The sequence below is a fragment of the Phreatobacter sp. genome (assembly GCF_030691135.1).
Lineage (GTDB): Bacteria > Pseudomonadota > Alphaproteobacteria > Rhizobiales > Phreatobacteraceae > Phreatobacter.
This window is the reverse complement of the sequence record NZ_JAUYFA010000024.1, coordinates 22,421-48,127: the sequence shown is the minus strand read 5'-3', so window position 1 is coordinate 48,127 and position 25,707 is coordinate 22,421. Positions and strand designations below refer to the sequence as shown.

The 25,707-nt window shown below is 67.6% G+C and carries 27 protein-coding genes and 1 tRNA gene; 23 read left to right on the top strand and 5 right to left on the bottom strand.

Annotated features, from left to right (window positions below; genetic code table 11):
• The first annotated feature begins 53 nt into the window (after window positions 1-53).
• Together Q8O26_RS03710 and Q8O26_RS03705 are read left to right on the top strand one after the other, a co-directional pair.
• Window positions 54-749 carry a Crp/Fnr family transcriptional regulator gene (locus tag Q8O26_RS03710; RefSeq protein ID WP_305573597.1) on the top strand — a complete coding sequence of 232 codons (696 nt, stop codon included), beginning with the start codon at window positions 54-56 and terminating at the stop codon, window positions 747-749.
• A 35-nt stretch (window positions 750-784) separates the two neighbouring features.
• Entirely contained in the window at window positions 785-2,623 is a 1,839-nt protein-coding gene (locus Q8O26_RS03705) for a CHASE2 domain-containing protein (protein ID WP_305573596.1), read from the top strand.
• 83 nt (window positions 2,624-2,706) lie between these two features.
• Here the strand turns inward: Q8O26_RS03705 and Q8O26_RS03700 are convergent, their stop codons facing one another.
• Window positions 2,707-3,237, bottom strand: a complete 531-nt coding sequence (locus Q8O26_RS03700) for a FecR family protein (protein ID WP_305573594.1) — start codon at window positions 3,235-3,237, stop codon at window positions 2,707-2,709.
• 518 nt (window positions 3,238-3,755) lie between these two features.
• On the opposite strand from Q8O26_RS03700, the gene Q8O26_RS03695 reads away from it, so the two are divergent.
• The 7 genes from Q8O26_RS03695 to Q8O26_RS03665 all read left to right on the top strand — a co-directional run bounded on the left by Q8O26_RS03695 (window position 3,756) and on the right by Q8O26_RS03665 (window position 12,117).
• The gene (locus Q8O26_RS03695; RefSeq protein ID WP_305573592.1) at window positions 3,756-5,423 is read left to right on the top strand and encodes an ABC transporter substrate-binding protein; all 1,668 of its coding nucleotides are present in this window, start codon (window positions 3,756-3,758) and stop codon (window positions 5,421-5,423) included.
• A 63-nt stretch (window positions 5,424-5,486) separates the two neighbouring features.
• Complete coding sequence (locus tag Q8O26_RS03690; RefSeq protein WP_305573590.1) at window positions 5,487-6,476, top strand: ABC transporter ATP-binding protein; 990 nt, start codon at window positions 5,487-5,489, stop codon at window positions 6,474-6,476.
• A complete protein-coding gene (locus tag Q8O26_RS03685) occupies window positions 6,473-7,465 on the top strand; it encodes an ABC transporter ATP-binding protein (RefSeq protein ID WP_305573588.1) in 993 nt (330 codons plus the stop codon). The genes Q8O26_RS03690 and Q8O26_RS03685 overlap by 4 nt, the downstream gene beginning before the upstream one ends.
• Before the next feature lie 2 nt (window positions 7,466-7,467).
• Window positions 7,468-8,412, top strand: coding sequence for an ABC transporter permease (locus tag Q8O26_RS03680; RefSeq protein ID WP_305573586.1), 945 nt, complete (start codon window positions 7,468-7,470; stop codon window positions 8,410-8,412).
• The gene (locus Q8O26_RS03675) at window positions 8,409-9,290 is read left to right on the top strand and encodes an ABC transporter permease (protein WP_305573584.1); all 882 of its coding nucleotides are present in this window, start codon (window positions 8,409-8,411) and stop codon (window positions 9,288-9,290) included. The genes Q8O26_RS03680 and Q8O26_RS03675 overlap by 4 nt, the downstream gene beginning before the upstream one ends.
• 23 nt (window positions 9,291-9,313) lie before the next feature.
• Window positions 9,314-10,132, top strand: a complete 819-nt coding sequence (locus Q8O26_RS03670) for a sugar phosphate isomerase/epimerase (RefSeq protein WP_305573612.1) — start codon at window positions 9,314-9,316, stop codon at window positions 10,130-10,132.
• A 266-nt stretch (window positions 10,133-10,398) separates the two neighbouring features.
• The gene (locus Q8O26_RS03665; protein WP_305573582.1) at window positions 10,399-12,117 is read left to right on the top strand and encodes an aconitase family protein; all 1,719 of its coding nucleotides are present in this window, start codon (window positions 10,399-10,401) and stop codon (window positions 12,115-12,117) included.
• 223 nt (window positions 12,118-12,340) lie between these two features.
• Here Q8O26_RS03665 and Q8O26_RS03660 read toward each other — a convergent pair.
• Window positions 12,341-12,417, bottom strand: a tRNA-Arg gene (locus Q8O26_RS03660).
• Between the two features lie 82 nt (window positions 12,418-12,499).
• Here Q8O26_RS03660 and Q8O26_RS03655 point away from each other — a divergent pair.
• Together Q8O26_RS03655 and Q8O26_RS03650 are read left to right on the top strand one after the other, a co-directional pair.
• The gene (locus Q8O26_RS03655) at window positions 12,500-12,664 is read left to right on the top strand and encodes a hypothetical protein (RefSeq protein ID WP_305573580.1); all 165 of its coding nucleotides are present in this window, start codon (window positions 12,500-12,502) and stop codon (window positions 12,662-12,664) included.
• 40 nt (window positions 12,665-12,704) lie between these two features.
• A complete protein-coding gene (locus tag Q8O26_RS03650) occupies window positions 12,705-13,028 on the top strand; it encodes a PetM family of cytochrome b6f complex subunit 7 (RefSeq protein ID WP_305573578.1) in 324 nt (107 codons plus the stop codon).
• A gap of 4 nt (window positions 13,029-13,032) precedes the next feature.
• Here the strand turns inward: Q8O26_RS03650 and Q8O26_RS03645 are convergent, their stop codons facing one another.
• Entirely contained in the window at window positions 13,033-13,734 is a 702-nt protein-coding gene (locus tag Q8O26_RS03645) for a protocatechuate 3,4-dioxygenase (RefSeq protein WP_305573576.1), read from the bottom strand.
• 198 nt (window positions 13,735-13,932) lie between these two features.
• On the opposite strand from Q8O26_RS03645, the gene msrA reads away from it, so the two are divergent.
• From msrA to Q8O26_RS03595, 10 genes are all read left to right on the top strand, one after another.
• The gene (msrA, locus tag Q8O26_RS03640; RefSeq protein ID WP_305573574.1) at window positions 13,933-14,586 is read left to right on the top strand and encodes a peptide-methionine (S)-S-oxide reductase MsrA; all 654 of its coding nucleotides are present in this window, start codon (window positions 13,933-13,935) and stop codon (window positions 14,584-14,586) included.
• Entirely contained in the window at window positions 14,583-15,362 is a 780-nt protein-coding gene (locus Q8O26_RS03635) for a CHAD domain-containing protein (protein ID WP_305573572.1), read from the top strand. Before msrA ends, Q8O26_RS03635 begins: the two co-directional genes overlap by 4 nt.
• Window positions 15,363-15,382: 20 nt before the next feature.
• On the top strand, window positions 15,383-15,859 hold the full coding sequence (locus tag Q8O26_RS03630; protein ID WP_305573570.1) for a GNAT family N-acetyltransferase: 477 nt from the start codon (window positions 15,383-15,385) through the stop codon (window positions 15,857-15,859).
• 125 nt (window positions 15,860-15,984) lie between these two features.
• The gene (locus Q8O26_RS03625) at window positions 15,985-16,311 is read left to right on the top strand and encodes a phosphoribosyl-ATP diphosphatase (RefSeq protein WP_305573568.1); all 327 of its coding nucleotides are present in this window, start codon (window positions 15,985-15,987) and stop codon (window positions 16,309-16,311) included.
• A 15-nt stretch (window positions 16,312-16,326) separates the two neighbouring features.
• Complete coding sequence (coaA, locus tag Q8O26_RS03620) at window positions 16,327-17,307, top strand: type I pantothenate kinase (RefSeq protein WP_305573566.1); 981 nt, start codon at window positions 16,327-16,329, stop codon at window positions 17,305-17,307.
• A 122-nt stretch (window positions 17,308-17,429) separates the two neighbouring features.
• Window positions 17,430-18,206 (top strand): enoyl-CoA hydratase, encoded by a 777-nt coding sequence (locus tag Q8O26_RS03615; RefSeq protein ID WP_305573564.1) that lies wholly within the window; start codon window positions 17,430-17,432, stop codon window positions 18,204-18,206.
• Between the two features lie 122 nt (window positions 18,207-18,328).
• On the top strand, window positions 18,329-18,616 hold the full coding sequence (locus Q8O26_RS03610; protein WP_305573562.1) for a DUF2218 domain-containing protein: 288 nt from the start codon (window positions 18,329-18,331) through the stop codon (window positions 18,614-18,616).
• Between the two features lie 90 nt (window positions 18,617-18,706).
• Window positions 18,707-20,035 carry a malonyl-CoA decarboxylase gene (locus Q8O26_RS03605; protein WP_305573560.1) on the top strand — a complete coding sequence of 443 codons (1,329 nt, stop codon included), beginning with the start codon at window positions 18,707-18,709 and terminating at the stop codon, window positions 20,033-20,035.
• A 122-nt stretch (window positions 20,036-20,157) separates the two neighbouring features.
• On the top strand, window positions 20,158-20,802 hold the full coding sequence (locus tag Q8O26_RS03600) for a lectin (protein ID WP_371134436.1): 645 nt from the start codon (window positions 20,158-20,160) through the stop codon (window positions 20,800-20,802).
• A 100-nt stretch (window positions 20,803-20,902) separates the two neighbouring features.
• Window positions 20,903-21,742 carry an alpha/beta hydrolase gene (locus tag Q8O26_RS03595; RefSeq protein WP_305573558.1) on the top strand — a complete coding sequence of 280 codons (840 nt, stop codon included), beginning with the start codon at window positions 20,903-20,905 and terminating at the stop codon, window positions 21,740-21,742.
• A 67-nt stretch (window positions 21,743-21,809) separates the two neighbouring features.
• Here the strand turns inward: Q8O26_RS03595 and pnp are convergent, their stop codons facing one another.
• Window positions 21,810-23,954, bottom strand: coding sequence for a polyribonucleotide nucleotidyltransferase (pnp, locus tag Q8O26_RS03590; RefSeq protein WP_305573556.1), 2,145 nt, complete (start codon window positions 23,952-23,954; stop codon window positions 21,810-21,812).
• A 254-nt stretch (window positions 23,955-24,208) separates the two neighbouring features.
• Window positions 24,209-24,478, bottom strand: a complete 270-nt coding sequence (gene rpsO, locus Q8O26_RS03585; protein ID WP_296579049.1) for a 30S ribosomal protein S15 — start codon at window positions 24,476-24,478, stop codon at window positions 24,209-24,211.
• Between the two features lie 209 nt (window positions 24,479-24,687).
• On the opposite strand from rpsO, the gene Q8O26_RS03580 reads away from it, so the two are divergent.
• Together Q8O26_RS03580 and Q8O26_RS03575 are read left to right on the top strand one after the other, a co-directional pair.
• Window positions 24,688-25,149: a DUF1801 domain-containing protein gene (locus Q8O26_RS03580; protein ID WP_305573552.1), complete on the top strand. Its 462-nt coding sequence runs from the start codon at window positions 24,688-24,690 to the stop codon at window positions 25,147-25,149.
• Between the two features lie 44 nt (window positions 25,150-25,193).
• Window positions 25,194-25,682: an MmcB family DNA repair protein gene (locus Q8O26_RS03575; protein WP_305573550.1), complete on the top strand. Its 489-nt coding sequence runs from the start codon at window positions 25,194-25,196 to the stop codon at window positions 25,680-25,682.
• The last annotated feature ends 25 nt before the right edge of the window (window positions 25,683-25,707 follow it).

Below are 25,707 nucleotides of genomic sequence, written 5' to 3'. Positions count from 1 at the left end.
AGAGTGCGAGCAAGGTCCGGCGGCGCATTGACGGGCGTCCAACGGGATCGATGATGAGCGAAAACAATCCAGCTCTTGAGATCCTGTCGCGCCATCCCTGGTTTGGAAAAGCAGGCGATCAGCTCGCGTCGCTCGCCGGACGGGCCCGGGCAAAGGCCTGGACGGGCGGCCAGACCATTTTCCAGCGGCGGGAGAACGCGGACACGCTGGTCATCCTCGTCTCCGGTCTCGTCCGCCTGTCGCTCATCACCGAGGAAGGACGCGAGGTCACCGTCCGCATGGCGGCGGCTGGCGAGGTCTTCGGCGAGCTCGGAATCCTCGACGGTGAGCCCCGCTCGACCGATGCCACCGCGCTCACCAAGGTGGCCGGCTTCACGCTGGCGCGCGAGGATGTCTGGGGCCTGATCGAGGCATCCAGCCCGTTCCGGAAGGCCGTCATCGGCGGGCTCTGCTCGCGACTCCGAGAGACGACAGCCCAGCTCGAATCGATCGCCCTGATGAGCATCGAGACGCGGGTGGCCCGGCTCTTCCATCACCTCGCCGTCGATCGCCGCAAGGAGCGTGGCAGGGTCGAGGTGAGCCTCCCCTATTCCCAGGGCGAACTGGCGTCCCTCGTCGGCGCGACGCGGCCCAAGGTCAACCAGGCCATTTCTCAACTGCTTGACCGGGGGGCCCTCGTGCGCACCAAGGCCGGCTATTCCTGCCACCTCGAAAAGCTCGCGGAACTTGCGCAGTTGGACGAGATTTGAAGGGGTTCCTGTCTGGAGCCCGCCGCAGGCGGCTGATGGCTCTCGCAGCCGGCGCGCTGGCTGCGATCATGGGCGTGGCGATCTATTTTTTTGTCGAGGCGGGGCCTGCGAGCCGTCTTCGCGAGAACGGCTATGCGCTCATCGGGCGGTTCTTCCCGCGCACCGCGCCGCCAGGCACGCCCGTCATGGTCGTCGACATCGACAGGGCGTCCCTCAGCCTGATGGGGCCATGGCCCTGGTCGCGCGAAAAGCTCGCAACTCTGATCGACAGGATCGCTGCCGCAGAGCCGCAGGTACTCGGCGTCGACATTGTCCTCTCCGACAGACGGGATGATGAGGGCACGCCCCTCCTCGCCGCGGCCATCGGCAAGGTGCCCACCATCCTCGGCGCGGTGCTCGATCCCGAGCAGGTCACGGCGGCGGTGGTGCAGCCGCTCTCCATCGTCGTCGTCGGCGATGGACGTGACGTTCAGGTGCCGGAAGCACCTGGAGTGATCGTTGCTCCCGAGCCCTTCTTCTTGGCCGCCCGGGGCATCGGCATCGTCTCGTTCCTTGCCGGAGACGAGGTGTCCGGGCAGGTGATCACCGCGAGCCCGCTCGTGGTCAGCGCCCAGGGTCAGCCCCTCGCCGGCTTAGGACTGGCGCTCGTCCAGGCCCGGTTCGATGCGTCGAGCGTGATCATCGACGTTCCCGGCGGGCGCCTCAGGGTGGGTGAGGCCTCCGTACCGCTGACGAGCGACCTCTCGCTTCGCCTTCATCACGGCCGAGCCGATGACCGCGTTGCCCGCACCATCTCCGCAACGCGTCTCCTGCGAGGAGACGACTCCTCGGCCCTGAAAGGACGCATCGTGCTCCTCGGCGCCAGCGCCCCGGAGATCGGGGGCCTGCGCGCCACCCATACCGACCCCTTCATGCCATCGGTTCAGATCATCGCCGAAACGGTGGAACAGATTCTCGGCGGGCAGGCTCCGGTCACGCCGCCCCATGGCCGGTCAGCCGAGATCGCCATGACATTCATCATCGCCCTCGGCGGGATGATTGCTGTCCTCGTCACTTCCCCCTTCATCGCCACCGCAATCTCGCTGGTGCTCGCGGCAGGCTGGATCGGTCTCTGTCTGGCTCTCTTTGCTTTTGCCGGGTTCCTGATCGATCCCCTCGGCCCGCCCCTCATCGGCCTCATCCCGGTCCAGGTGACGGCCCTCATCCTGTTCTCGGCAACCCTTCGCGAGCGCCGGGCGATCGAGCGGCGCTTTGCCCAGCACCTGCCCGCCGAGGTTGTGGCCAGAATCGCGGACGATCCCTCGCGGATCAAGATCGACGGTGAAGAGCGTGAGATCACCGCGCTCTTCACCGATATCGAGGGCTTCACCGCGATGACCGAGCGCGCATCGCCGAAGGACCTCATCGCGCTCCTCGACGCCTATGTGGAAATGACGGCCGGGATCGTCATCGCCCATGGCGGGATGGTCGACAAGGTCGTCGGCGACGCCCTCCACGCCTTCTTCAACGCGCCGATGGATTGCGACGACCACCCGAAGAAGGCGCTCGATTGCGCGCGGCAGATGCTGGCCGCTACCGAACAGCTCAGGACCTCACCGCTGGGCGCAAAGCTCAAACTCGGGCGCACGCGCATCGGCATCGAGACAGGCCCCGCGATCCTCGGCGATATCGGAGGTGGCCGAAAGCTCGATTACACAGCCCACGGCCCCGCCATCAATGCGGCCGCCAAGCTGGAGGCGGCGAACAAGACCTTCGGAACGTCGATCCTGATCGGGCCGGGTGCCGCCGCCCGGCTCCAGGCGGAGGATCTGCGGCCGGTGGGCGCCTGGCAGGCGAGCCCTGCCTCGGAGCCGAGAACCGTCTTCACAGTTTGAAGAACTCTAACCGGGCAGCCCCCGCCGCCGCTCTTGTTCTGCGAAGGCCCGGCAGAATGCAGGCAGAGGTGCCAGTCGAGACGTCAGCGCAGCAACGCCCGGAAACTTGCGGCGCGCTCGCGCGACCAGGGTGCCGGTGGCGAGGGCCTCTCGCCGCGCCGCGCCACCGTCGTTCCTTCGCCGGGTCCGAGCTTGACCGTCACACCCCCCGCCCGCACATCGACCCGCCCCTCATCGACGAGAACAGAAAAACCGCGGGTCGGCTCAGCCCCGACGACGAAACGGGTTCCTCTGACCGCGACAAGTGCATAGGGGCTGCGCACGGTCAGGCCCCGCGGCAGGCGGCCCTGCGTATCCACGCCGACCGCCCCGGAGCCGATCGTGATGGTGCCGCCCTGGCTGGCGATGAAGCGGTCGATGCGGACGCGCGCCTGGCCACCCATGCGGAGTGTGGTGCGCTCACCAAGGGTCATGGCAACGCGGCCCTCACGCTCGGTTCGGACCAGATCGTTGAGCATCACGCCGGTTTCGCGGACCAGCGAGCGGGTCGTGCCGGCATTCTCTGCAAAAGCCGGGCCCTGACCCTCGGTGACGCGGCCGACCTGCGCTGCCATGGCGGACGGGGAGCCGAAGCTGCCGACGGCTAAAATCCCAACTCCGATAAAACCCAGCAAACGCCTCGTCGACATCGGAATTGCCTCGGCTCATGGGTTCGCGACTGCATGAATCATGATGGTAGCATGGAGTGCTGCCAGTTCCTTGCGGAACAGGCATGCTCCGGGACGGTTGTTCTCCGACGACGCTTCTTGAAGCCGTCGGATCGACGCGTGTGGCCGGCGGCTTTTCGCCTCGGCGCCCCGTCGGGACGATCCCCGTCAGCCGTGCATATGTCTTTCAACATGCCAGCGGGAACTTGTTTGTGACGGCCCGGGGGCTCGGCGCAGCTCGCTGACGAAGTGGTTCCCGGGGCTGTCCGGCGCGCGTCGGCTCGTAACTTTTCCCCTCGACATCGGTGCCTGCTGGAGACCTGCGCGCTTTACTCCACAGCCGTCTTTGAACCGTCATCGCACGGCGACCACACCTTCACATCGCCGTGGCACTCGTCGGGCTCGTTAGCCGTCGGAGGTCCGCCATGCCGTTCTGCATACCCAAACTCGCCCGCCGCCTTGTGGTCGCGCTGCCGATCGTCGCCGCCTTCGCGGCGCCGTTGTCGGCCCAGCCTGCCGACACGCGGCCGGTCATCACCATCGCCGTGCAGCAGATCGTGACTTCCGGTGCGCTCGAGCCGCTGCGCGAGCAATCCAATGTCGGCGCGCGCATCTTCGATTCCATCTTCGAGAACCTGATCGAGGTGGACAAGACCGGCGATCTCAGCCTCAAGCCCGGCCTTGCCGAGAGCTACCGCCGCATCGACCCCCAGACCATCGAGTTCACGCTGCGCCGCGGCGTCAAGTTCCATGACGGCCGCGAGATGACCGCCGAGGACGTGGTCTTCACCTTCGGCCGCGAACGCATGTGGGGCACGGGCGAGGCCAATCCCCAGACCAGCGGCCAGCCCACCGCGACGCTGTTCGCCCAAGGCGCGCAGGGCGCGACCTCGGTGCCGCGCGAGGCGGTCGCCATCGCGGGCCGGCTCCTGCCCGCCTTCGGTTCGATGGAGGCCGTCGGCCCCTATACGGTGCGCTACACCAACCGCGTGGCGGACCTGACGCTGGAAGGCCGCCTGACCCGCAACGGCACCGAGATCATTTCCCGCGCCGGTTTCCAGGCCGCGGAGAACTGGGGAGCCTGGGCCCGCCGCCCGGTGGGCTCCGGTCCCTACCGGGTCAAGGAATTCCGCCCGGACAATATTCTCGTCCTCGAGGCCCATGACGAGTACTGGGGCGGTCGCCCGCCGATCCGCGAGCTCCGCTTCGTCGTCGTCCCGGAAATCGCCACCCGGGTGAACGGGCTTCTGTCCGGTCAGTTCGATTTCATCACCGACGTGCCGCCCGACCAGTTCCGTGCCATCGAGCGTTCGGCACGTCACGATGTGATCGGCGGCGCGATCCTCAATCACCGCCTCCTGGTGTTCGACAAGAACCACCCGCGCCTTCAGGATCCCCGCATCCGTCGCGCGCTGACCCATGCCATCGACCGGAACCTGATCGTCGAGGCACTTTTCCAGGGGAAGACCTCGGTCCCCGCTGGCCTTCAGTGGGAATATTACGGCCAGATGTTCCATGCCGACTGGACCGTGCCGGCCTTTGACCCGGCGCTTGCCCGCCGCCTGCTGCAGGAAGCCGGCTACCGCGGCGAGGTCATCCCCTATCGGGTCGCCTCGGGCTACTACACCAACCAGGTCCCGACCGCGCAGGCATTGCAGCAGATGTGGCAGGCCGTCGGGCTCAACGTGCAGCTCCAGATGGTCGAGAACTGGCAGCAGATTTTCGACCGCTCGAATCCGCAGAACCCGCGCGCCATCCGCGACTGGTCGAACTCGGCCCCGTTCAACGATCCCGTGTCGTCGATCGTCAACCAGCATTGCGAGCGTGGCCAGCAGCAGCAGGCCGGCGAGTGGACCAACGCCGATTTCAACCGGCTGTGCACGGTGCTGGAAACCTCGACCAATCCCGACGAGCGCCGGTCGACCTTCCGCCGGATGTTGGAGATCATCGAGCGTGAGGATCCTGGCTACACGGTCCTGCATCGCTCGGTTCTCTATTTCGGCAAGCGCAAGGACATCGAGTGGAAGCCCTCGCCGACCCAGGCGATGGACTTCCGGGCGTCGAACTTCCGCATCGTTCCCGCCACCCGCTGACACGGCACCGCCTGCAAGCGGCCGCGCTGAGTCTGGCGCGGCCGGCCACCCGGAGTAGCGTGCATGACCGTCCCCCTCATCGAACTGAAAGACCTGACGGTCGACTTTCCCGTTGGTGGAAACTGGGTCCGTGCGCTCCATGGTGTCTCGCTCACGATCCGGCGCGGCGAGGCTTTGGGCCTCGTCGGAGAATCCGGTTCCGGCAAGAGTGTGACATGGCTCGCCGCCACCAAGCTTCTGCCGGCCAAAGCCAGGATCGATGGCGAGGTCCTTCTGGACGGCAAGCCGATCCAGGGTCTGACCCGCGATCAGATGGCCGGTGTGCGCGGCAAAAGGGTCGCGCTGATCTTCCAGGACCCGACATCCTCCTTGAACCCCGTGCACCGTGTCGGCACCCAGATCGCTGAATCGGTCCGTCTCCATCGCGGCTTCGACGCCGCGGCCGCCCGCGCAGAGGCCAAGCGTCTGCTGGACCGTGTGCATATCCCGTCGGCGGCCCGCCGGCTCGACGATTATCCGCACGAACTGTCGGGCGGCACCAACCAGCGCGTCATGATCGCCATGGCGTTGGCCGGCGAGCCGGACCTGCTGGTTGCCGATGAGCCGACCACGGCGCTCGATGTGACCATTCAGGCGCAGATCCTCGATCTCCTCGCCGAGATGCGCCGCGAGACCGGCATGGCGCTCGTGTTGATCTCCCATGACCTCGGCATCGTCGCCGACATCACCGACCGGGTCGCCGTCATGTATGCCGGTCGGATCGTCGAGGAGGCACCTGTCGACGCCTTGTTCGACGATCCTCGCCATCCCTACACGCAGGGACTGCTGGCCGCGCTTCCGGATGTCGCCGGCCCGCGTCGCCGCCTCACCGCCATTCCCGGTCAGGTGCCCAATCCGGCCGCGCTCCCGCCCGGCTGTGCCTTCGCGCCACGCTGCCCGGCCGCGATTTCCGGCTGCGTGACGGCGATTCCCTCGCTCGATGCTGTCGCCGCCGATCGGCGGACCGCCTGCTTTCGCGCCGGCCATGCGACGCCCTGGGAGATCGCCGCGTGAGCGCTCTCCTTGAAGTCGAGGGGCTCGTGAAGCACTATCATGTCCGCGGCGGTGGCGGTCTCTTCGGTGCCCCTGTCGTCCTCAAGGCGGTCGACGGCGTGTCGTTTGCAATTCCGGCCGGCCGCACGCTCGGCCTCGTCGGTGAATCGGGTTGCGGCAAGTCCACGACAGCCCGCCTCGTGCTCGGGACGCTGGCGCGCGACGACGGGCAGGTGATGTTCGACGGCGAGCCGGTCGGCTCGGTTCGCGATGCCCGGTGGCGGTCGCAGCGTCGCGCCATGCAAATGGTCTATCAGGACCCGCTTTCGGCGCTTGATCGCCGCCTGACCGTCGGCAAGCAGGTCATGGAGCCGGCGCTCGTCCACGGCCTCGGCGCAGCGGCGGAACGACACGAAAAAGCGCTGTCCATCATGGACGCGGTCGGCCTCTCGTCGCGCTTCTTCGACCGCTATCCTCACGAGCTTTCCGGCGGCCAGCGCCAGCGGGTGGTGCTCGCCCGTGCCCTTATCCTGTCGCCGAAGCTTCTGGTCTGCGACGAGCCGATTTCGGCACTCGACGTGTCGATCCAGGCGCAGGTGATCAACCTCCTGGTCGATCTGCAGGAAAAATTCTCGCTGACCTATCTGTTCATTTCCCACGACCTGAAAGTGGTCCGCCAGGTCGCGCATGAAGTGGCGGTCATGTATCTCGGCCGTGTTGTCGAGCGCGGCGACCCGGAAGCCCTGTTTCACGCCCCGGCCCACCCCTATACGCAGGCATTGGTCGGTGCGATCCCCACTCCGCGGACGCGCGGCCGCGCGCGAGCCGCGCTCCAGGGCGATCCGCCAAGCCCGATCAACACACCCCCGGGCTGCTCCTTCCACCCGCGCTGCCCGCGCGCCGAGGCCCGCTGTCGCAGCGAGGCCCCGCTTCTGCGCCCTCTCGATGACGGCCGCTTCGCCGCGTGCCATTTCCCGGTCCTTTCAACGCCCGCTCGCGAGGCCGCCTGATCATGCTCGGCTATATCGCGTCGCGCGCCTTTCGCGCCCTGGTGACCATTCTCCTCGTGCTCACCTTCGCGTTCTTCATCCTCAACGCCACCGGCGACCCGGCGATCCTGATTCTTTCCGCCGATGCGCCGCCGGAAGCCATCGAGGCGTTCCGCGAGGAATGGGGGCTCAACGCGCCTCTCTGGAAGCAGTATCTCGGCTACCTGTGGAACCTCGCCCATGGCGAACTCGGCCGGTCCATGCGCGACGGGCGTGATGCCTGGGCGGTGGTCTCGGAGCGCATACCGGTCACGCTCGCCATCACGATTCCGGCCCTGATCATCAAGCTGGTGATCGGCATTTCCGCCGGCATCGTCGCCGCCCTTTGGCGCGACACCTGGGTCGACCGTCTGGTAATGGCCTTCTCCGTGACCGGCTACACGGTGCCGAGCTTCGTGCTGGGTCTGGCACTGATGCTCGTCTTCGCCGTCCAGCTGGGCTGGTTGCCGGCGGCCGGGGCGGACAGCTGGCGCCACGCGATCCTCCCGATCATCACGCTCGGCGTCGCCGGTGCGGCGGTCCTCGCGCGGTTCACCCGTTCGGCCATGCTCGAAGTCCTCGGCCAGCCGTTCATCCGTACCGGACTGGCCAAGGGGCTCGTCTGGCGCGCGGTCGTCATCGGACATGCGTTCCCGAACGCGGCCATTCCGACGCTGACGATCGCCGGCTTCATGATCGGCTCGCTGGTCGCCGGTGCCGTGGTGGTCGAAAGCGTCTTCGCCTGGCCGGGCGTCGGCCGCCTGCTGGTCTCGGCGGTCGGCAACCGCGACCTGATGGTGGTGCAGGCGATCCTGTTGCTGGTGACAGTCACCATGGTCTCGGCCAATCTGATCGTCGACATCGTCTACGGCTTCGTCGATCCGCGACTGCGCACCGCCCGGGGCGGCCCGGCGCGAGGTGGAACATGAGCGACGCCTCGCTGCCCTCAACCGAAGTCGAGACCAGCGGGCGGCGACGGTTCTTCCGTGCCTGGCCTCCGGCTGTTCTTCTGGCGCTCGCCTGGATCGCCTTCATCGCCCTCGTTTCGATCTTCGCCGACTGGCTCAAACCCTACGACTTCATGGCGCTCGACCTTCGCGACCGCCTCGCCGAACCGGTCTTCATGGATGGCACGTTCCGCCATCTTCTCGGCTCCGACGAACTCGGCCGCGATGTCCTTTCGCGGCTGATCGAGTCGGTCCGCATGAGCCTCGTCATTGCCTTTCTCTCGACGTTGATCGCCGCGGGCATCGGCGTCAGCCTCGGCTTTCTGGCTGCCCATTTCCGTGGCTGGGTCGAACAGATCATCCTCGGGGCCATCGATTTCATGGCGGCGATCCCGTTTCTGATCATCGCACTCGCGGTTCTGGCCTTTTTCGGCAACACGCTGACGCTGTTCATCCTCCTGATGGGAATGCATGGCTGGGAGCGGATTGCCCGCATCACGCGTGGCCTCGCCATTGCCGCAAAGGAACAGGGATATGCGGCGGCGGCGAGCGAAATCGGCGCATCGCCGTTTCGCGTCTATGGTGCCCACATCCTTCCCAACATCGCCTCGACCCTCATCGTCGCCATGACGCTCAACATTCCCGAGGTCATCCTGCTCGAGTCGGGCCTGTCGTTCCTCGGCCTCGGCGTTCAGCCGCCGCTCACGTCACTCGGAAACATGGTCGGCTATGGTCGCGAGTACATCCAGACCGCCCCGTGGATCCTGCTGTCGCCGGCCGTTGTCATCATCCTCACCACGCTCGCAGTATCGGTAGTCGGTGACTGGCTGCGCGACCGTCTCGACCCGACCCTTCGCTGATCCGGATTACAAACATCATGACCCTGTCGAACCTGCCGACTCTCGGCGCCGCCATCGCCCACGAGAATCTCGGCCTTCATCGCGACTGGCTGATCGAGGGCCAGCGTGACCTCGAGCTGCAAGCCTTCTTCAAGCCGGAGGCATTGGACGGCGACTTTTCCGACGTCATCGCCTCGACGAAAAAGACGCTCGACGGCCATACCGGCCGGCTCGGTATCCACGGACCGTTCTGGGGCTTCTCGATCGCGAGCCACGATCCGGCGATCCGCCGCGTCGTCACCGACCGCTTCCTGACGGCTCTCGGTGTCTGTGAAAAGCTTCATGCGACCCAGATGGTCATCCATTCCCCGGCGACCACCTGGGGCTACAACAACCTGCAGGTCTTCCCGGATGAGGCCGCGAAGCTGACCGAACGCGTCCATCTGACGCTCAGGTCCGTTGTGAAGCGGGCCGAGGAACTGGGCGTCACGCTGGTCATCGAAAACATCGAAGACAAGAACCCCATGGACCGCGTCCGGCTGGCCGAGAGCTTTTCCTCGCCCAACGTCAAGGTTTCGCTCGATACCGGCCACGCCCACTACGCCCATGTTTCCACCGGCGGGCCGCCGGTCGATGTCCATGTGATCGCAGCCGGCAACCTGCTGGAACATGTCCATATCCAGGACGCCGACGGTTTCGCCGACCGCCACTGGCTCCCCGGCGAAGGCACGATCAACTGGATCGCCGTCTTCCGCGCGCTCGGCCGGCTGGCGTCCAATCCCCGCCTGGTGCTCGAAGTCCGCGACCAGGCCAACCTGCAGAAGGGCGCAAGGCATCTGGTGGAGATGGGGCTGGCCGTCTGACAGCGGCCCCTCTGGGGGGCGGCCCTGCCTGCGGGCCTTGATGCGGCTGATTTCCACCCGTCATCCCATGACCGGGGCGCGATATGTGGCGGTTGGTTGCGCAACTGCAATTCGCCGCCTTCCCGACCTTCGCGAAATAGCGACATCGGACCGCCGGCAGCGCTAAACTCCTCATGGCTCCGCGCTCCTTCCGAACTGGACGGTGGCGCAAGAGACGGGCGAGGGGCGGTTCATGTCCCATCACGCAAGGGGGCAGCGGGGTGACAATGACTGCACAGATCGTGCTGGGCGGCGCCGCCTCGGGTCCCGTCGTCGCGACCCCGGAGGGGTTGAGCTTCTGGGGCGGTGTCGATCCGGCCAACGCTCGCGTGATCGATGTGCATCACCCGCTGCAAGGTGCGAGCGTCGCCGGTTCCGTGCTGATGATGCCGACCAGTCGCGGTTCCTGCACGGGGAGCGGGGTCCTCCTCGATCTCGCGTTGAACCGGCGAGCGCCCGCTGCGCTCATCTTCTGCGAGCCCGAGGATGTGCTGACCCTCGGTGCGCTGGTTGCCGCGCGACTCTTTGGGTGCGGCGTACCGGTGGTGCGGCTTTCCCGCCGGTTATTCGATCGCGTGGCAGGTGCGGACAGGGTCGACATCACGGAAACCACGCTGACTGCCGACGGCGAGGCGATTGCCCTGAGCCCGCCCGCCGCCGGCGGTCTCTTGCTGACCGACGGCGACCGCGCCTTCCTCGCCGGTGCGCACGGCCTCGCCGCGCAGCGCGCGATGGAGATCCTCGTCGCCATGGCGGTGAGCCAGGGAGCGACGTCCCTGTGTACCGTCACCCGCGCGCATATCGACGGCTGCATTTATGCCAGCCCGGCCCATCTGCGCTTCGCCGAGGAGATGGTCGCCATGGGCGCCCGGGTCGTGGTGCCGACAACCACCAATGCGATCTCGGTCGATCACCAGAACTGGCGCGCGCAGGGCGTGCCCGATGATTTCGGAGGTCCGGCCAGCCGTCTCGCCGATACCTACGTCGCCATGGGGGCAAGGCCCAGCTTCACCTGCGCGCCTTATCTCCTGCCAGACCCGCCAAAGGCCGGTGAGGATATCGGCTGGTCCGAGTCGAACGCGGTGATCTATGCCAATTCGGTGCTGGGCGCCCGGACGGTCAAGCATCCCGATTTTCTCGATCTCTGCATCGCGCTGACGGGCCGTGCCCCGCTCTCCGGCGTCTACCTGGCGGACAATCGACGTCCGCGGCGGGTGATCCGTGTCGCGGCACCGGCCTCCGTGGATGACGCCTTCTGGCCGATGCTTGGCTGGCTCGTCGGCGAGGCTGCTCCCGATCGCATCCCGATCGTCACGGGATGCGAGGCGCTGACCGCCTCCGCCGACGACCTTAAGGCCCTCTGCGCGGCATTCGGGACGACGTCGGCGGCGCCGATGCTTCACGTCGCCGGGCATACGCCGGAGGCGGCTCTTCCATGCGCCGAAGGGGCTGACGACGTCACGCTCACCCTCGATGATTTCCGCAGGCTCTGGGCGCAGTTCAATGCGGCTCCCGAGGAGGTCGACCTGATCGCCATCGGCAGCCCCCACGCCTCGGCAGCGGAATGCCGCATGCTGGCAAGCCTGCTCGAAGGTCCTCGCGGTCTCATGACCACGCTCATCGTGACTGTCGGCCGGGCCACGCTGGCGGAACTCACCGAGGACGGAACGCTCGGCCGTTTGCAGGCTTCCGGTGCAAGGGTCGTTCCCGACCTGTGCTGGTGCTCGATTTCGGAACCGGTCTTTCCACCCACGGCCCGCGTTGTGATGACCAATTCCGGCAAATATGCGCATTACGGGCCGGGCCTGACCGGGCGCCGGATGCGCTTCGGCAGCCTCGGGCTATGTGTCGAGAGCGCCCGGACGGGCAAGGCGCCGGGTATGCCGCCCAACTGGCTCGCAAGGGCGAACGACCTTAGCCCAGGGGCGGCTGATATGGTCCCATGAGCCTCCTCGGCGCCCGCCCGAACGGGCGGCTCGCCGCAACGGCGACCGAGGCTCCTGCCGCGATGCAGGGTTTGTCGGTTGAGGCAGTCGGCTGACGTGGCGGTTCGAAGCCACATCGCCGCCCTTCGTATGGTGCGACCAGTTTGTGGCCGGCCGTTCCGACGAGGCTTTATCCCGGTGATGCTGCCGACTTCAACCCGCTGATTTCGCCGGATGAATAAACTGGCGCACCCGGCACGATTCGAACGTGCGACCTTTGCCTTCGGAGGGCAACGCTCTATCCAGCTGAGCTACGGGTGCATGCCGCGCGGCGCGCAGGACGTGTTTAGCGGATCGTCCGCCGCGCCGCAATCGCCTCGCGGTTCGAGATTGCGGGGCATCCATGGATCGGGCGCCGGTACGCCCGCCGGCCTTCGCGGCAGGGGGTCTCGGCGCCGGCGGCGCGCGACGGCCGGTCTGGTCCATCCTGTCCGCGCCGCTCGTCCTGCGCTCCGTCGGGCATCAACAGACGGCGATCAACTGGGCGGCGGGCTTGCAGAAGGCCTGACGCAGGGATAGGTGACGACAGGTCGTTCCCCTGGACAGACATGATCCGCCTCCCGTTTCGTATCTTCGGGTTTTTCCTGGTCGTCGCCGGCTTCGTGGCGCTGGTCATTGACGGCACGCGCTCGATCGCCGGTCAGCGGCTGATCGCGACCGAGGTTTCGGACACGTGGCGCGCGGTGCATTTCGACAGCCTGACGCGGGCCGAGGCCTGGCTGCGCGAGGCCGCGCCGCCGTGGGTCTGGGATCCCGTGTTGATCTCCCTGATCGGTCTGCCGGTCGCAGCCGTCGGCCTCGGGCTCGGCGCGGTCCTGATGTGGATCGGGCGCAGCCGCGCGCCACAGATCGGCGTCGTCGGCCGGCGCTGAGGCTTCAGGCGAGGACGATGTCGAAGCGGAAGCGCGGCAGGGTCCCGGGCTCCAGGACGGCGGTGAGGGCGTCGCGCGCAGCTTCTCCCGAGAGCGAGCGGAACAGTGAATCGCGGGCGTTCATCACCTCGCCGGGGAAGTACATCTGCGTGACCAGATCGGCCCGGCCGCCGGCAGCGACGCGGAAATGGATATGCGGCGTGCGCATGAACGAGCCGCTGCCGTAGAAGCGCGGCCGGATGGTGCGGAAAAGGAATGCGCCGGCCTGCGTGGTGCGAACCGTGCCGAAACCCTGGAAGTTCGGATCGGCCGTTCCGGCGCTCTCACGCGGGTGGTGGTAGCGGCCCTGGTGGTCGGCCTGCCAGATCTCGACCGTGGTACCGGCGAGGGCGCCGCCCCGGGCGGCGAGGACGCGGCCCGTGATCTCGATCACCTCGCCCTCGGCGCGCTGGCTGCGGCCCGCCACCTGCGTCAGGTCGAGGTCGGAATCGGTGGGCTTGGTCGCAGGATAATAGGGGCCGCGCATCTGCGGCGGGGTCACCATGCCCGTCGCGAGGGCCGGGCCGGCGAAGAGGATCAGGGCGGGTGCGGCGAGCAGGCTCCGGCGAAGACCATCAGGCTGGACTCCCCGGTCCGTCGGCGGGTGTCGCTCCGGAACGGCAGGCGTGATGGCACGCCGCGTGGAGGGCGTGAATGCGTCGGTCATCGCGGTCGTCCTCATGATTTCCCCGGACCGACATGGCGAGACGATGCCCCGCCGGGCAACCCACGAAACAGTGAGGCGCGGGTCACTCACGCAGGCGTGTTGTGGATCGCCGGCAGAGGACCCATGTTGTCGTGTCAGGATCGCACGGGTAACACCGAAGCCCGGGATCGCGAATGAGGGGCATCGAGGAGGTATTCCATGTTCGGATTCAGGAAGAAGCTCGCATTGCCCACCCCGAGCGAGGCCTTGCCCGGCCGGGCGACGGCGCCACCGACGGCCGAGCGGCACTTCGTCAACGGCCATGCGCTGCAGGCCCCCTATCCCGCAGGGTTCGAGACGCTGGCCGTCGGCCTTGGCTGTTTCTGGGGCGCCGAACGCAAGTTCTGGCAGCTGCCCGGCGTCTTCGTGACGGCGGCAGGCTATGCCGGCGGCGTCACGCCCAACCCCACCTATGAGGAGGTCTGCTCGGGGCTGACAGGCCACAACGAGGTGGTTCTGGTGGTCTATGACCCGGCGGCAGTATCGACCGAGCAGGTGCTGGCGACCTTCTGGGAGAGCCATGACCCGACCCAGGGCATGCGCCAGGGCAATGATGTCGGGACCCAATACCGGTCGGGCATCTATCCGACGAGCGAGGCGCAGCGTGCGGCGGCGGAGGCCTCCAAGGCCGTCTATGGCCAGGCGCTGGCGGCGAAGGGCTACGGACCGATCACCACGGAGATCGTGGCGGCGCCCGCCTTCTATTTCGCCGAGACCTATCACCAGCAATATCTGGCGAAGAACCCGCACGGCTATTGCGGGCTCGGCGGCACCGGCGTCTCCTGCCCGATCGGCACGGGAGTCGCCGCGTGAAGGCGGTGGCGGAGGCGCATGACCTGGCGCTGGCGGCGGCGGCCCATGCCCGCGCCGCCGGACGCCTGCTCGCCTCCGAGAAGGACCAGGTCGCCGCGGTGCATATGGCCAGGCGCCACATCAAGAGGGCCCGCAGCCTGCTGCGCGCCCTCCGGCCCCTGGCGCGGGAGGCGGTGGCACGGGAGAACGGCTTCCTGCGCGCCTTCGCCCATGCGCTCGCGCCGCTGCGCGACGCCCATGCGCTGGAAGAGGCTGCCCGAACGGTCGGCGCCCGCGGCCCCGGTACCCCGCGTGGCGAGCGGGTGGATCTCGTGGCGCTCGGCGAGGCGCTGCAACGCCAGGCGCGGGTGATCGGCCGGCTCGCGCCGCAGGACGCCCCCCGGCACTATCTCGCCAAGGCCGTCGCGCGGGCCTATGCCAAGGCCCGGCGGGCCTACCGGAGTTATGAGGCGGCGCCCGGCGAGGAGCCGCTGCACGATGCCCGCAAGCGCATCAAGGACTGCCTGCATCTCATTGAGGCGCTGGACGAGGTGAGGCCGCGCGCGGCCCGGCCGAAGGCGGGCAAGCTCGACCGGCTCGGCGAACTGATGGGCGCCATCCGCGATCTCGAGCTCCTGGCGCAGCGGATCACCCATGACGATGCCGGGCGCGCCAAGAAGGTCCGGATCGCGGCACGCCATACCCGTCTCGCCCGGGAAGTCGCCCGCACCGGCGACAAGACCTTCGCCGCCAAGCCCTCGCAGGTCGAGAAGGGCTGGCGCCGGGCGCGGGCCTGATCGCCGTGTCCTGGCGTGCCATGACGTCGGTGGATCTGCCTGCCGTCTGCGGTATCGCCGCCGAGGTCCATCCCGATTTTCCGGAGGACGACTCGGTCTTCGTTGAGCGGCTGGCGCTCTATCCGGAGGGCTGCCACGTGCTCGCCGGCGCAGACGGGCTCGCCGCCTATGTCGTCAGCCATCCCTGGCTGGCCCTGTCCTGCCCGCCGCTGAATGCGCTGCTCGGATCGCTGCCGGCAGATGCGGCGAGCTACTACATCCACGACGTCGCTCTCACTCCCGCGGTGCGGGGGGCGGGGCATGCGACCGATATCGTCGCGGCGCTCGCCAGCCATGCCGCGACCGCCGGCTTCGCAGCGATGAGCCTCGTCGCGGTCAACGGCTCCATGGGCTTCTGGCAGCGCCACGGCTTCGCCAGCGAGGACATGCCGGGCCTTGCGGCCAAGCTCGCCAGTTACGGCGACGACGCCCGCTTCATGGTGCGCGCCCTCACCTGAAGCGCCTGCTGCAGCGCGTCATCCCTTCTGCCACCGTGACATCGGCCTCATAATCTGCATCATGCCGCCTCTTTCGGGGTCCGCCGCGGCAGGCCCCGTCCCCGAAGGTCAGGGACTGCGTGCCGATGAGTTCCTTTTCGCTCGCCGACCTCGAGGTGATCGTCGCCAAGCGCGCCAGCGCGGCGGCGGCCGAGAGCTATACCGCGGCGTCGCTCGCCAAGGGCGCGGCCCATTGCGCCCGCAAATTCGGCGAGGAGGCGATTGAAGCGATCATCGCTGCCACTCAGGACGACCATGACGGCCTGGTGGCGGAAAGCGCCGACGTGCTTTTCCACCTGCTGGTCGTCTGGAAGGCCCGTGGCATCACCCTCGACGAGGTGATGGCGGAACTCGCCCGCCGCACGTCCCAGTCGGGCCATGCCGAAAAGGCATCGCGTCCCACGTCCTCCTGAATGAACGAGCGCCCGATGCCTGCAAGCCTCGCCGCCGCCGCCCTGGTCGAGCCTCCCAACGGCGATCCCTCGCCCTATCGGGTCTTCTCGCGCGCCGAATGGGCCGAGAAGCGCGCCGACACGCCGATGACGCTGATGCCGGAGGAGGTGACGAAACTGCGCTCCTTCACCGACCAGCTGTCCATCGAGGAGGTCGAGGCGATCTACCTGCCGATCTCGCGCCTCCTGTCCTTCTATGTGGCGGCGCAACAGAAGCTGTCGCGCGCCAGCCAATCCTTCCTCGGCGCCAGGGACGTGAAGATCCCCTTCGTCATCGGCGTCGCCGGCTCGGTCGCGGTGGGCAAGTCGACCACCTCGCGTGTGCTGCAGGCGCTGCTGTCGCGCTGGTCCAACACGCCGAAGGTCGATCTCGTCACCACAGACGGCTTCCTCTTCCCCAACGCCCATCTCGAGCGCGAGGGGCTGATGAAGAAGAAGGGCTTTCCCGAGAGCTACGACACCAAGGCGCTGCTGCGCTTCCTCGCCGCCGTGAAGGCGGGCGAGCGGCATGTGCGGGCGCCGGTCTATTCGCATCTCGTCTATGACGTCGTGCCCGGTGGGACGGTGGAGGTCGACCGCCCGGACATCCTCATCGTCGAGGGGCTCAACGTGCTGCAGACCGGCCGCGCCCCGCGCGAGGGCAAGGCGATCCCCTTCGTCTCCGACTATTTCGACTTCTCCATCTTCATCGACGCCGAGGAGGAGGTGCTGGAGCGCTGGTATCTCGACCGCTTCATGCGGCTGCGCGAGACGGCCTTCCGCGACCCGCAGAGTTATTTCCGCCGCTATGCCGAGAAGTCGGATTTCGAGGCGATGAAGACGGCGCTGGCGCTCTGGTACGGCATCAACCTCGTCAATCTCCGGGACAACATCCTGCCGACGCGCCACCGCGCCAAGCTGATCCTGAAAAAGGCCCAGGACCACAAGATCGAGAGCGTCAGCCTCAGGCGAGTGTGAGCGACCGGGTCGCGCCCCCCCGCGCCGTCATGCCCTGTGGCCGCATCCCCGATCGGACGAGATGACAGGCCCCGTCGGCTCGGCTAGCTGTTTCCCAACACCCGACCCAGCGAGGACCGTCCATGGCCACCTACGAGACCCTGATCGTCGAGACCCGCGGCAAGGTCGGGCTGATCACCCTCAACCGGCCGAAGGCGCTGAACGCGCTGAACAGCCAGCTCATCGGCGAGATGAACCAGGTGCTCGACGGGTTCGAGAAGGACCCGGCCATCGGCTGCATCGTCGTCACCGGGTCGGAGAAGGCCTTCGCGGCCGGCGCCGACATCATGGAGATGAAGGACAAGACCTATCCGGAGAGCTATCTGGAGGACTTCATCACGGCCTGGGATCGCGTCGGCCAGCGGCGCAAGCCGATGATCGCCGCGGTGGCCGGCTTTGCGCTCGGTGGCGGCTGCGAGCTCGCGATGATGTGCGACTTCATCCTGGCCGCCGAAACCGCGAAGTTCGGCCAGCCGGAGATCAAGCTCGGCGTCATGCCGGGCGCCGGCGGCACCCAGCGGCTCACCCGTTTCGTCGGCAAGTCGAAGGCGATGGAGATGTGCCTCACCGGGCGGATGATGGATGCGGCAGAGGCCGAGCGCGTCGGGCTCGTCTCGCGTATCGTCCCGGCCGCCGATCTGGTCAACGAAGCGGTGAAGGTCGCCGGGCAGATCGCCGACATGTCGATGCCAACCGTCATGATGACCAAGGAGTCGGTGAACCGCTCCTACGAGACGACGCTGGCCGAGGGCATCCGCTTCGAGCGGCGGGTGTTCCACGCCATGTTCGCCATGGCCGACCAGAAGGAAGGCATGTCCGCCTTCGCCGAGAAGCGGAAGCCCGCCTTCAAGAACCGCTAAATGGGCATGGCTGCCGGGCATTCGGGTCGCGCGCAGGTGCCCTGCGGTCCGACGGGGTGCAAATTGTCTCACGATCGGTGCCAATCAGGACCTCAACGAGGGCGTCCTCGGAGGTCGTGACCATGCCTGTTTCCCTGGCCGATATCTCGACGGCTAACGCCAGTCGCTATCTCCAGCAGCTCTGCAAGCACTGGAGCCACAAGTTCGCCGTCTCCTTCGACGAGCACTCCGGAAGGGTGCCGTTCAGCGAGGAGGCAGCGCTGATTCTGACTGCCAACGGCGACGTCCTGAGCCTGAAGCTCGACGCCTCCGCCGACCGGCTGCCGACCCTCGAGGACGTGGTCGCCGATCATCTCAAGCGCTTCGCCTTCCGCGAGGAACTGCATATCGACTGGCAACCGGTCGGCTAGGTCATTTCGTCCTTCGTGGGTCTCGCCGCGGCGCAGCAATCTGTGGCAGCATGGCGGGAGCCGGGTTCGTGACCCGGCCGAGGAGGCCCCATGACCTTCGTCACCGACATGCTGGCGACCGTCTCGCGCCGCAGCCGTGAGCTCATCGGCTGGAAGCCGGCCGAACTGCAGCCCCGCAAGGCGTCCGACGTCGTGGCGCTGGGGCGCGCGCTCCTGTCGCGACGGGGGGAGGCCTCCGGCACAGCGGTGGCGCGCGACATTCTCGACGGCTACCGTCTCCTCGACGACGCCGGACGCCTCGCCGTGCTGCGCGACTTCGCCGAAGGGTTCGGTGCCGACCGCGGCAAGCTCGACGCCGCCATCGCCGCCTACCAGGCGGATCCCTCTCCGGCTGCCGCCGCTACCCTCCACGCCGCTGCCGAACCGCGTCGGCAGGAGCTGATCCGTCGCCTCAATCTGGCGCCGCGCGGTACCGCCGCCCTCGTGCGGATGCGCGACGACCTCCTTGCCGCGCTGCCCGCCCATCCCGATCTGAAGGTGCTGGACGACGACCTCGTCCACCTGTTCTCGTCCTGGTTCAATCGGGGGTTCCTCGTCGTGAGGCGCATCGACTGGACGACGCCGGCCAATATCCTGGAAAAGATCATCCGCTACGAGGCGGTCCACGAGATCCGTGACTGGGACGAGCTGCGCCGCCGGCTCGAGCCCGTGGACCGACGCTGCTACGCCTTCTTCCATCCGCGTCTCGACGACGAGCCGCTGATCTTCGTCGAGGTGGCGCTGACGGTCGACATCCCCGCCGCCATCGGCCCGCTGATCGCGGAAGGCGGCACGCCGCTCGCCGCCGACGAGGCGCGCGTCGCGGTCTTCTATTCCATCTCCAACTGCCAGACGGGGCTCGCCGGCATCTCGTTCGGCTCCCTCCTGATCAAGCAGGTGGTGGAGGAGCTGAAGCGGGAACTGCCGAAGCTGACCACCTTCGTGACGCTGTCGCCGGTGCCGGGCTTCGCCAAATGGCTCGCCAGGGAGCGCAAGACCGAGACCGGATTCCTGCTGGAGGAGGACCGCCAGGTTCTGACGGCGCTGGACGCCCCCGACTGGCGCGCCGACAGCGCCCGCGCCCAGAAGGTCGACAAGCTGCTGGCGCGGTGCGCGGCGCGCTATTTCCTCACCGCTAAGACCACCGGCAACCGGCCGCTCGACCCGGTGGCGCGCTTCCATCTCGGCAACGGCGCCCGGCTGGAGCGGATCAATGCCGGCGCCGACCTGTCGGAGGCGGGCCTTGGCCAGTCCCACGGGGTGATGGTCAACTACCTCTACGATCTCGGCCGCATCGAGGAGAACCACGAGGCCTATGCCGAGCGCCGTGAGGTCGTCGCCGGTTCCTCGGTGCGCAAGCTGGCGGAAGCGCGAAGCTGAGGCGTTACAGCGTTACCTGTCTCACCGACCTGTGTCTTGGTCGCCCGTCCGACGCTTCCTAGGCTTTCGGCAGATGCCGGGCCTTGAGCCGGAAAAGGCATCGCCGAGGCGAGGAGATCACGATGGCAGCACGGTTAGGAATGGCGCTCATGGGCGTCGGGGCGCTGGTATGTCTGGCAGGCCCGGCGGCGGCCCAGCAGGCTCCGATGGGGTTCTTCATCACCTCCGCGCCGCTCGACGGCGGCAATCTGGGCGGGCTCGCAGGTGCCGACCGGCATTGCCAGACGCTCGCCGCCGCGGCGGGGGCCGGCAACCGGACCTGGCGTGCCTATCTGTCGACGCAGGGAGCCGGCGCGGTCAACGCGCGTGACCGCATCGGCGCGGGCCCCTGGGCCAATGCCCGCGGCGTCGTCATCGCCGCCAGCGTCGCCGAGCTCCACGGCACCAACAACCTGACCAAGCAGACGGCGCTGACCGAGGCCGGCGCAGTGGTGAACGGCCGCGGCGACACGCCGAACCAGCACGATATCCTCACCGGCAGCCAGGCCGACGGCACCGCCTTTGCCGGCGATGCCGACCGGACCTGCGGCAACTGGACGAAGAACGGCGAAGGCTCGGCCATGGTCGGCCACCACGACCGCATGGGGCTCAACACCGAGCCGCCGGCGCTGTCCTGGAACACCTCGCACGGCTCGCGCGGCTGCGACATGCCCTCGCTGCGCGCCACCGGGGGTGATGGCCGCATCTACTGCTTCGCGGCCAATTGACGGGGAAGGAGGCGGCTCCGCGCCACGACCGGGTGAGGGTGCAACCAAATGGTGCTCCGCGGTGTTACCTGCAGCAGACGCCGCAGCAGGAGCCGCCCGCATGACGCATCCGCCTCTTTCCCGTCGCGCCGTGTCGGGCCTCATTGTCGGTGCGACCGCAGGGCTCGTCCTGCCGGCGGCTCCGGCCCTCGGCCGGGACCTGCCGACCCGCGACGTTCCCTTCGGACCGGATCCGCGCCAGCGCCTCGACATCTATCTGCCACGGGGCGGTGCGTCCCGCAGCCCGGTGGTGTTCTTCATCTATGGCGGGTCCTGGTCGAGCGGGGCGAAGAGCACCTACGGCTTTGCCGGTGAGGCCTTCGCCTCGCGCGGCTATGTCACGGTCGTCGCCGACTATCGCCTCGTGCCCGAGGTCCGTTTCCCCGCCTTCATCGACGACGGCGCGCGGGCGCTTGGCCATGTGCAAACCCACATCGCGCGCTATGGCGGCGATCCCGGGCGGATCTTCCTCGCCGGCCATTCGGCGGGGGCCTACAACGCCATGATGCTGGCGCTCGATCCGCGCTATCTCGCCCGCGCCGGCGTGCCGCGTTCGGCGGTGCAGGCGGCGGCGGGCCTGTCCGGCCCCTACGACTTTCTGCCGTTCGAGGGCGGCGTCACCCAGGCCGCCTTCGGCGCGGTGCGCAATCCTGCCGAGACGCAGCCGATCACCTTTGCCCGGCGCGGGGCGCCGCGCATCTTCCTCGGCACGGGCACGGCCGACACGACGGTCCTGCCGCGCAACACGGAGGCGCTGGCGGCCCGCCTCGGCGCTGCCGGTGTACCGGTCACCGTGCGCAGATATGACGGCGTCGGCCATGCGGGCACGGTGCTGGCGCTGGCGCCGCTGATGCGCTGGACGCCGGTGCTCGACGACGTCACGGCTTTCTTCGGCGCCTGACCGCCATGAGAAAAGGGCGACCCGAGGGCCGCCCTTTCTGATTCCCTGAAGCCAGTGAGGCCGAGGATCACTCCGCGGCGTCGCCCTCTTCGGCGGCGGCTTCCTTCTGCTTCTTCTCGAGGTCCTCGCCGGTCGCCTGATCGACGACCTTCATGGACAGGCGCGTCTTGCCGCGATCGTCGAAGCCGAGCAGCTTCACCTTCACCTTGTCGCCCTCCTTGACCACGTCGGTGACCTTGCCGACGCGGTTGTTGGCGAGCTGCGAGATGTGGACGAGGCCGTCGCGCGAACCGAAGAAGTTCACGAAGGCGCCGAAATCGACGACCTTCACCACGGTGCCGTCATAGATCAGGCCGAGCTCGGGCTCCTGCGTGATCGACTTGATCCAGTTCACCGCGGCGCGGATGGCCTCGCCGTTGGCCGATGCCACCTTCACGGTGCCGTCGTCCTCGATGTTGACCTTGGCGCCGGTCTTTTCGACGATCTCGCGGATCACCTTGCCGCCGGTGCCGATCACTTCACGGATCTTGTCGGTGGGGATCTTGAAGCTCTCGATGCGCGGGGCGTGCTCGCCGAGTTCGGCGCGGGCCGAGGTCAGGGCCTTGGCCATCTCGTCGAGAATGTGCTCGCGGCCGCCCTTGGCCTGGCCGAGAGCGACCTTCATGATCTCCTCGGTGATGCCGGCGATCTTGATGTCCATCTGCAGCGAGGTGATGCCCTCGGCGGTGCCGGCGACCTTGAAGTCCATGTCGCCGAGATGGTCCTCGTCGCCGAGGATGTCGGAGAGCACCGCGAAGCGCTCGCCCTCGAGGATCAGGCCCATGGCGATGCCCGCCACCGGCCGCTTGATCGGCACGCCGGCATCCATCAGCGCCAGCGAGGCGCCGCAGACGGTGGCCATGGAGGACGACCCGTTCGACTCGGTGATCTCCGAGACGACGCGGATCGTGTAGGGAAACTCGTGCTTTTCCGGCAGCATCGGATGGATGGCGCGCCAGGCGAGCTTGCCGTGGCCGATCTCGCGACGGCCGGCGCGGCCCATGCGGCCAGCTTCACCCACCGAGAAGGGGGGGACGTTGTAGTGCAGGAGGAAGTTCTCCTTGTAGGTGCCGGTCAGCGAGTCGATGAACTGCTCGTCCTCGGCGGTGCCGAGCGTGGTGACGACGATCGCCTGGGTCTCGCCGCGGGTGAACAGCGCCGAGCCGTGGGTGCGCGGCAGGATGCCGACCTCGGAGACGATCGGGCGGACGGTGACGAGGTCACGGCCGTCGATGCGGCTGCCGGTGTCGAGGATGTTCAAACGGACGACCTTGGCCTCGATCTCCTTGAAGACGCCGGCGACGACCTGCTTGTCGTTCTTGCCTTCGCCAGCGAAGGTCTCGAGGGCCTTCTTCTTCACTTCGCCGACGGCGGTGTAGCGGGCGGTCTTCTCCCGGATCGAATAGGCGGCACGCAGGTCCTTCTCGACGAGGGCGAGGATTTCCTTCTCCAGCGCCGAATGGTCCGGCGGGGTGAACTCGCGCGGCTCCTTGGCGGCCTTGTCGGCCAGCGAGATGATGGCGTTGATGATCGGCTGGAAGTACTTGTGGCCGAACATGACGGCGCCGAGCATGATCTCCTCGGAGAGCTCCTGCGCCTCGGATTCCACCATCAGCACGGCGTCGGCGGTGCCGGCGACGACGAGGTCGAGCTTGGAATCCTTCATGTCGTCGACATAGGGGTTCAGCACGTATTCGCCGTCGATATAGCCGACGCGGGCGGCGCCGACCGGGCCCATGAAGGGCACGCCGGAGAGGGTCAGCGCGGCGGAGGCGGCGACCATGGCGAGCACGTCCGGATCGTTCTCCATGTCATGGGAGAGCGTGGTGATGATGACCTGCGTCTCGTTCTTGTAGCCCTCGACGAAGAGGGGGCGGATCGGGCGGTCGATCAGGCGGGAGATCAGCGTCTCGCGCTCGGTCGGCTGACCCTCGCGCTTGAAATAGCCGCCCGGGATGCGTCCGGCGGCGAAATACTTTTCCTGGTAGTTGACGGTCAGCGGGAAGAAGTCGATGCCGGCCTTCGGCTCATAATTGGAGACGACGGTGGCGAGCACGGTGGTGTCGCCATAGGTGGCGAGCACGGCGCCATGGGCCTGGCGTGCGACCTTGCCGGTCTCGAGCACGAGCTTGCGACCACCCCAGGTGATCTCCTCGCGATGGGTTTCGAACATCTTGTTTCCTTTCTCGGACGGATCGGACGGCCGACGGCCATGCGCAAGACGGCGAGGGGCTCGCTCTCAGGATCTAGCGATCCCGAGCCCCTTGCGATCCTGCCATGGCGGTCGTGTCGTCCAGTGGATTGGCCTTGTTGGCGCGCAGGTCGCGCGGGTCGCGGCCTGCGATGGAAGAAGGGCATCCCGAAAATCGGAAGCCCGGAATACGGCTCGGCCCCGTGCGGTGGTCCGCCGGGGCCGGTCCGATCAGTTCAGCGGCGGATGCCGAGGCGCTCGATGAGCGACTTGTAGCGGGCCTCGTCCTTGCGCTTGACGTAGTCGAGGAGCGAACGACGGGCGGAGACCATCTTCAGGAGACCGCGGCGGGAATGGTTGTCCTTGGCGTGGGTCTTGAAGTGGTCGGTCAGGTTGGTGATGCGCTCGGTGAGAATGGCCACCTGGACTTCGGGCGAGCCGGTGTCGCCGGTCTTGGTGGCATATTCGAGGATCAGTTCGGCCTTGCGGGCGTCGGAAATCGACATCGGGCATTCCTTATGACGGGTGTTGGTCTTGCGGCCGTGCCGGGATGTCGTCCAGCATGGTCGGATGAGTCCGGGAGAATGTTTGGAAGATCGGTCTCGCGGATCGGCGGCACCGTCAGGCGCTGCCGAAGGGGCGGCTTATACACGAAATTTGCCCAAAGGGAAGCGCGGCGCCGCTTGTCTGGCCAAGGCTGCAGCCGGAGACGGACATGACCACCAGATCCATCGGGGCGGCGACGGCAAGGACCGCCCAGCCAAAGGACGGCAGCGCTGTCGATGCGGTCTTCGACCGCTACCCGCAGGACGTCCGAGCCAGGCTGCTGGCGCTGCGCGCGCTCATCCTGGCGACTGCCGCCGGAACGCCGGGCGTCGGCGTGATCGAGGAGACGTTGAAATGGGGCCAGCCGAGCTACCGGGCGACGCAGCCCAGCAGCGGTACCACGATCCGCATCGATCAGCTCAAGCCGTCCGGCCGGCACTATGCGCTCTATGTCCACTGCCAGACCGATCTGATCGCCAGCTTCCGCCTGCTCTACCCCGATGAGCTGACCTTCCTCGGCCGCCGCGCCGTGGTCTTCGATGCTGACGAGCCCCTGCCAGAGGCGGCGCTCCGCCACTGTATCGCGCTGGCCCTGACCTATCACGCCCGCAAGCGGTCGGGTCGGGATTGAGCGCCGGTCTTCTGCCCGCTCGCGGCCTAAGGCATGATGGCGCCATGAATCGAAACCAATCCGCGCCGATCGTGCCGGCCGCCGACCGCCGCCAGTCCGAGCGCGCGCTCGCCATCGCGCGTGGCGCGACCCGGTTGCTGGCGGCGATGGATTTCGCCGTCGTGCCGGAGCTGGCATTGCCGTCCGGCCGCCGCGCCGACCTGACGGCGCTGTCGCGCAAAGGCACGCTGTGGATCGTCGAGATCAAGTCGTCGGTCGAGGATTTCCGGGCCGACCGCAAGTGGAGCGACTACCGGGCCCATGCCGACCGCGTGCTCTTCGCCGTCGCGCCGGACTTTCCCGCCGACCTGCTGCCGGAGGATGCCGGCCTCATTCTCGCCGACGCCCATGGTGCCGACCTGATGCGCGAGGGCGAGGCCTTTGCGCTGTCAGCGCCGACGCGCAAGGTGATGATGCTGCGCTTCGCGCGGGCTGCGGCAGGGCGGATGACGCTTCTCTGCGACCCGCAGGCGCGGGGCTTGACGGATCTCTGAGGGGAAACGAGGGGGTTGTCCCGCG

Bases quoted from the DNA above. Each gene is read 5' to 3' on its own strand.
- pnp (WP_305573556.1), bottom strand. From the start codon at position 23,954: ATGTTCGAAACCCATCGCGAGGAGATCACCTGGGGTGGTCGCAAGCTC.
- Q8O26_RS03630 (WP_305573570.1), top strand. From the start codon at position 15,383: ATGACGTCGGTGGATCTGCCTGCCGTCTGCGGTATCGCCGCCGAGGTC.
- Q8O26_RS03700 (WP_305573594.1), bottom strand. From the start codon at position 3,237: ATGGCAGCGCAGGTCGGCCGCGTCACCGAGGGTCAGGGCCCGGCTTTT.
- Q8O26_RS03575 (WP_305573550.1), top strand. From the start codon at position 25,194: ATGAATCGAAACCAATCCGCGCCGATCGTGCCGGCCGCCGACCGCCGC.
- Q8O26_RS03655 (WP_305573580.1), top strand. From the start codon at position 12,500: ATGGATCGGGCGCCGGTACGCCCGCCGGCCTTCGCGGCAGGGGGTCTC.
- Q8O26_RS03690 (WP_305573590.1), top strand. From the start codon at position 5,487: ATGACCGTCCCCCTCATCGAACTGAAAGACCTGACGGTCGACTTTCCC.
- Q8O26_RS03650 (WP_305573578.1), top strand. From the start codon at position 12,705: ATGATCCGCCTCCCGTTTCGTATCTTCGGGTTTTTCCTGGTCGTCGCC.
- Q8O26_RS03605 (WP_305573560.1), top strand. From the start codon at position 18,707: ATGACCTTCGTCACCGACATGCTGGCGACCGTCTCGCGCCGCAGCCGT.
- msrA (WP_305573574.1), top strand. From the start codon at position 13,933: ATGTTCGGATTCAGGAAGAAGCTCGCATTGCCCACCCCGAGCGAGGCC.
- Q8O26_RS03705 (WP_305573596.1), top strand. From the start codon at position 785: ATGGCTCTCGCAGCCGGCGCGCTGGCTGCGATCATGGGCGTGGCGATC.
- Q8O26_RS03615 (WP_305573564.1), top strand. From the start codon at position 17,430: ATGGCCACCTACGAGACCCTGATCGTCGAGACCCGCGGCAAGGTCGGG.
- Q8O26_RS03695 (WP_305573592.1), top strand. From the start codon at position 3,756: ATGCCGTTCTGCATACCCAAACTCGCCCGCCGCCTTGTGGTCGCGCTG.
- Q8O26_RS03610 (WP_305573562.1), top strand. From the start codon at position 18,329: ATGCCTGTTTCCCTGGCCGATATCTCGACGGCTAACGCCAGTCGCTAT.
- Q8O26_RS03675 (WP_305573584.1), top strand. From the start codon at position 8,409: ATGAGCGACGCCTCGCTGCCCTCAACCGAAGTCGAGACCAGCGGGCGG.
- Q8O26_RS03710 (WP_305573597.1), top strand. From the start codon at position 54: ATGAGCGAAAACAATCCAGCTCTTGAGATCCTGTCGCGCCATCCCTGG.
- Q8O26_RS03680 (WP_305573586.1), top strand. From the start codon at position 7,468: ATGCTCGGCTATATCGCGTCGCGCGCCTTTCGCGCCCTGGTGACCATT.
- Q8O26_RS03595 (WP_305573558.1), top strand. From the start codon at position 20,903: ATGACGCATCCGCCTCTTTCCCGTCGCGCCGTGTCGGGCCTCATTGTC.
- coaA (WP_305573566.1), top strand. From the start codon at position 16,327: ATGCCTGCAAGCCTCGCCGCCGCCGCCCTGGTCGAGCCTCCCAACGGC.
- rpsO (WP_296579049.1), bottom strand. From the start codon at position 24,478: ATGTCGATTTCCGACGCCCGCAAGGCCGAACTGATCCTCGAATATGCC.
- Q8O26_RS03665 (WP_305573582.1), top strand. From the start codon at position 10,399: ATGACTGCACAGATCGTGCTGGGCGGCGCCGCCTCGGGTCCCGTCGTC.
- Q8O26_RS03625 (WP_305573568.1), top strand. From the start codon at position 15,985: ATGAGTTCCTTTTCGCTCGCCGACCTCGAGGTGATCGTCGCCAAGCGC.
- Q8O26_RS03645 (WP_305573576.1), bottom strand. From the start codon at position 13,734: ATGACCGACGCATTCACGCCCTCCACGCGGCGTGCCATCACGCCTGCC.
- Q8O26_RS03600 (WP_371134436.1), top strand. From the start codon at position 20,158: ATGGCAGCACGGTTAGGAATGGCGCTCATGGGCGTCGGGGCGCTGGTA.
- Q8O26_RS03580 (WP_305573552.1), top strand. From the start codon at position 24,688: ATGACCACCAGATCCATCGGGGCGGCGACGGCAAGGACCGCCCAGCCA.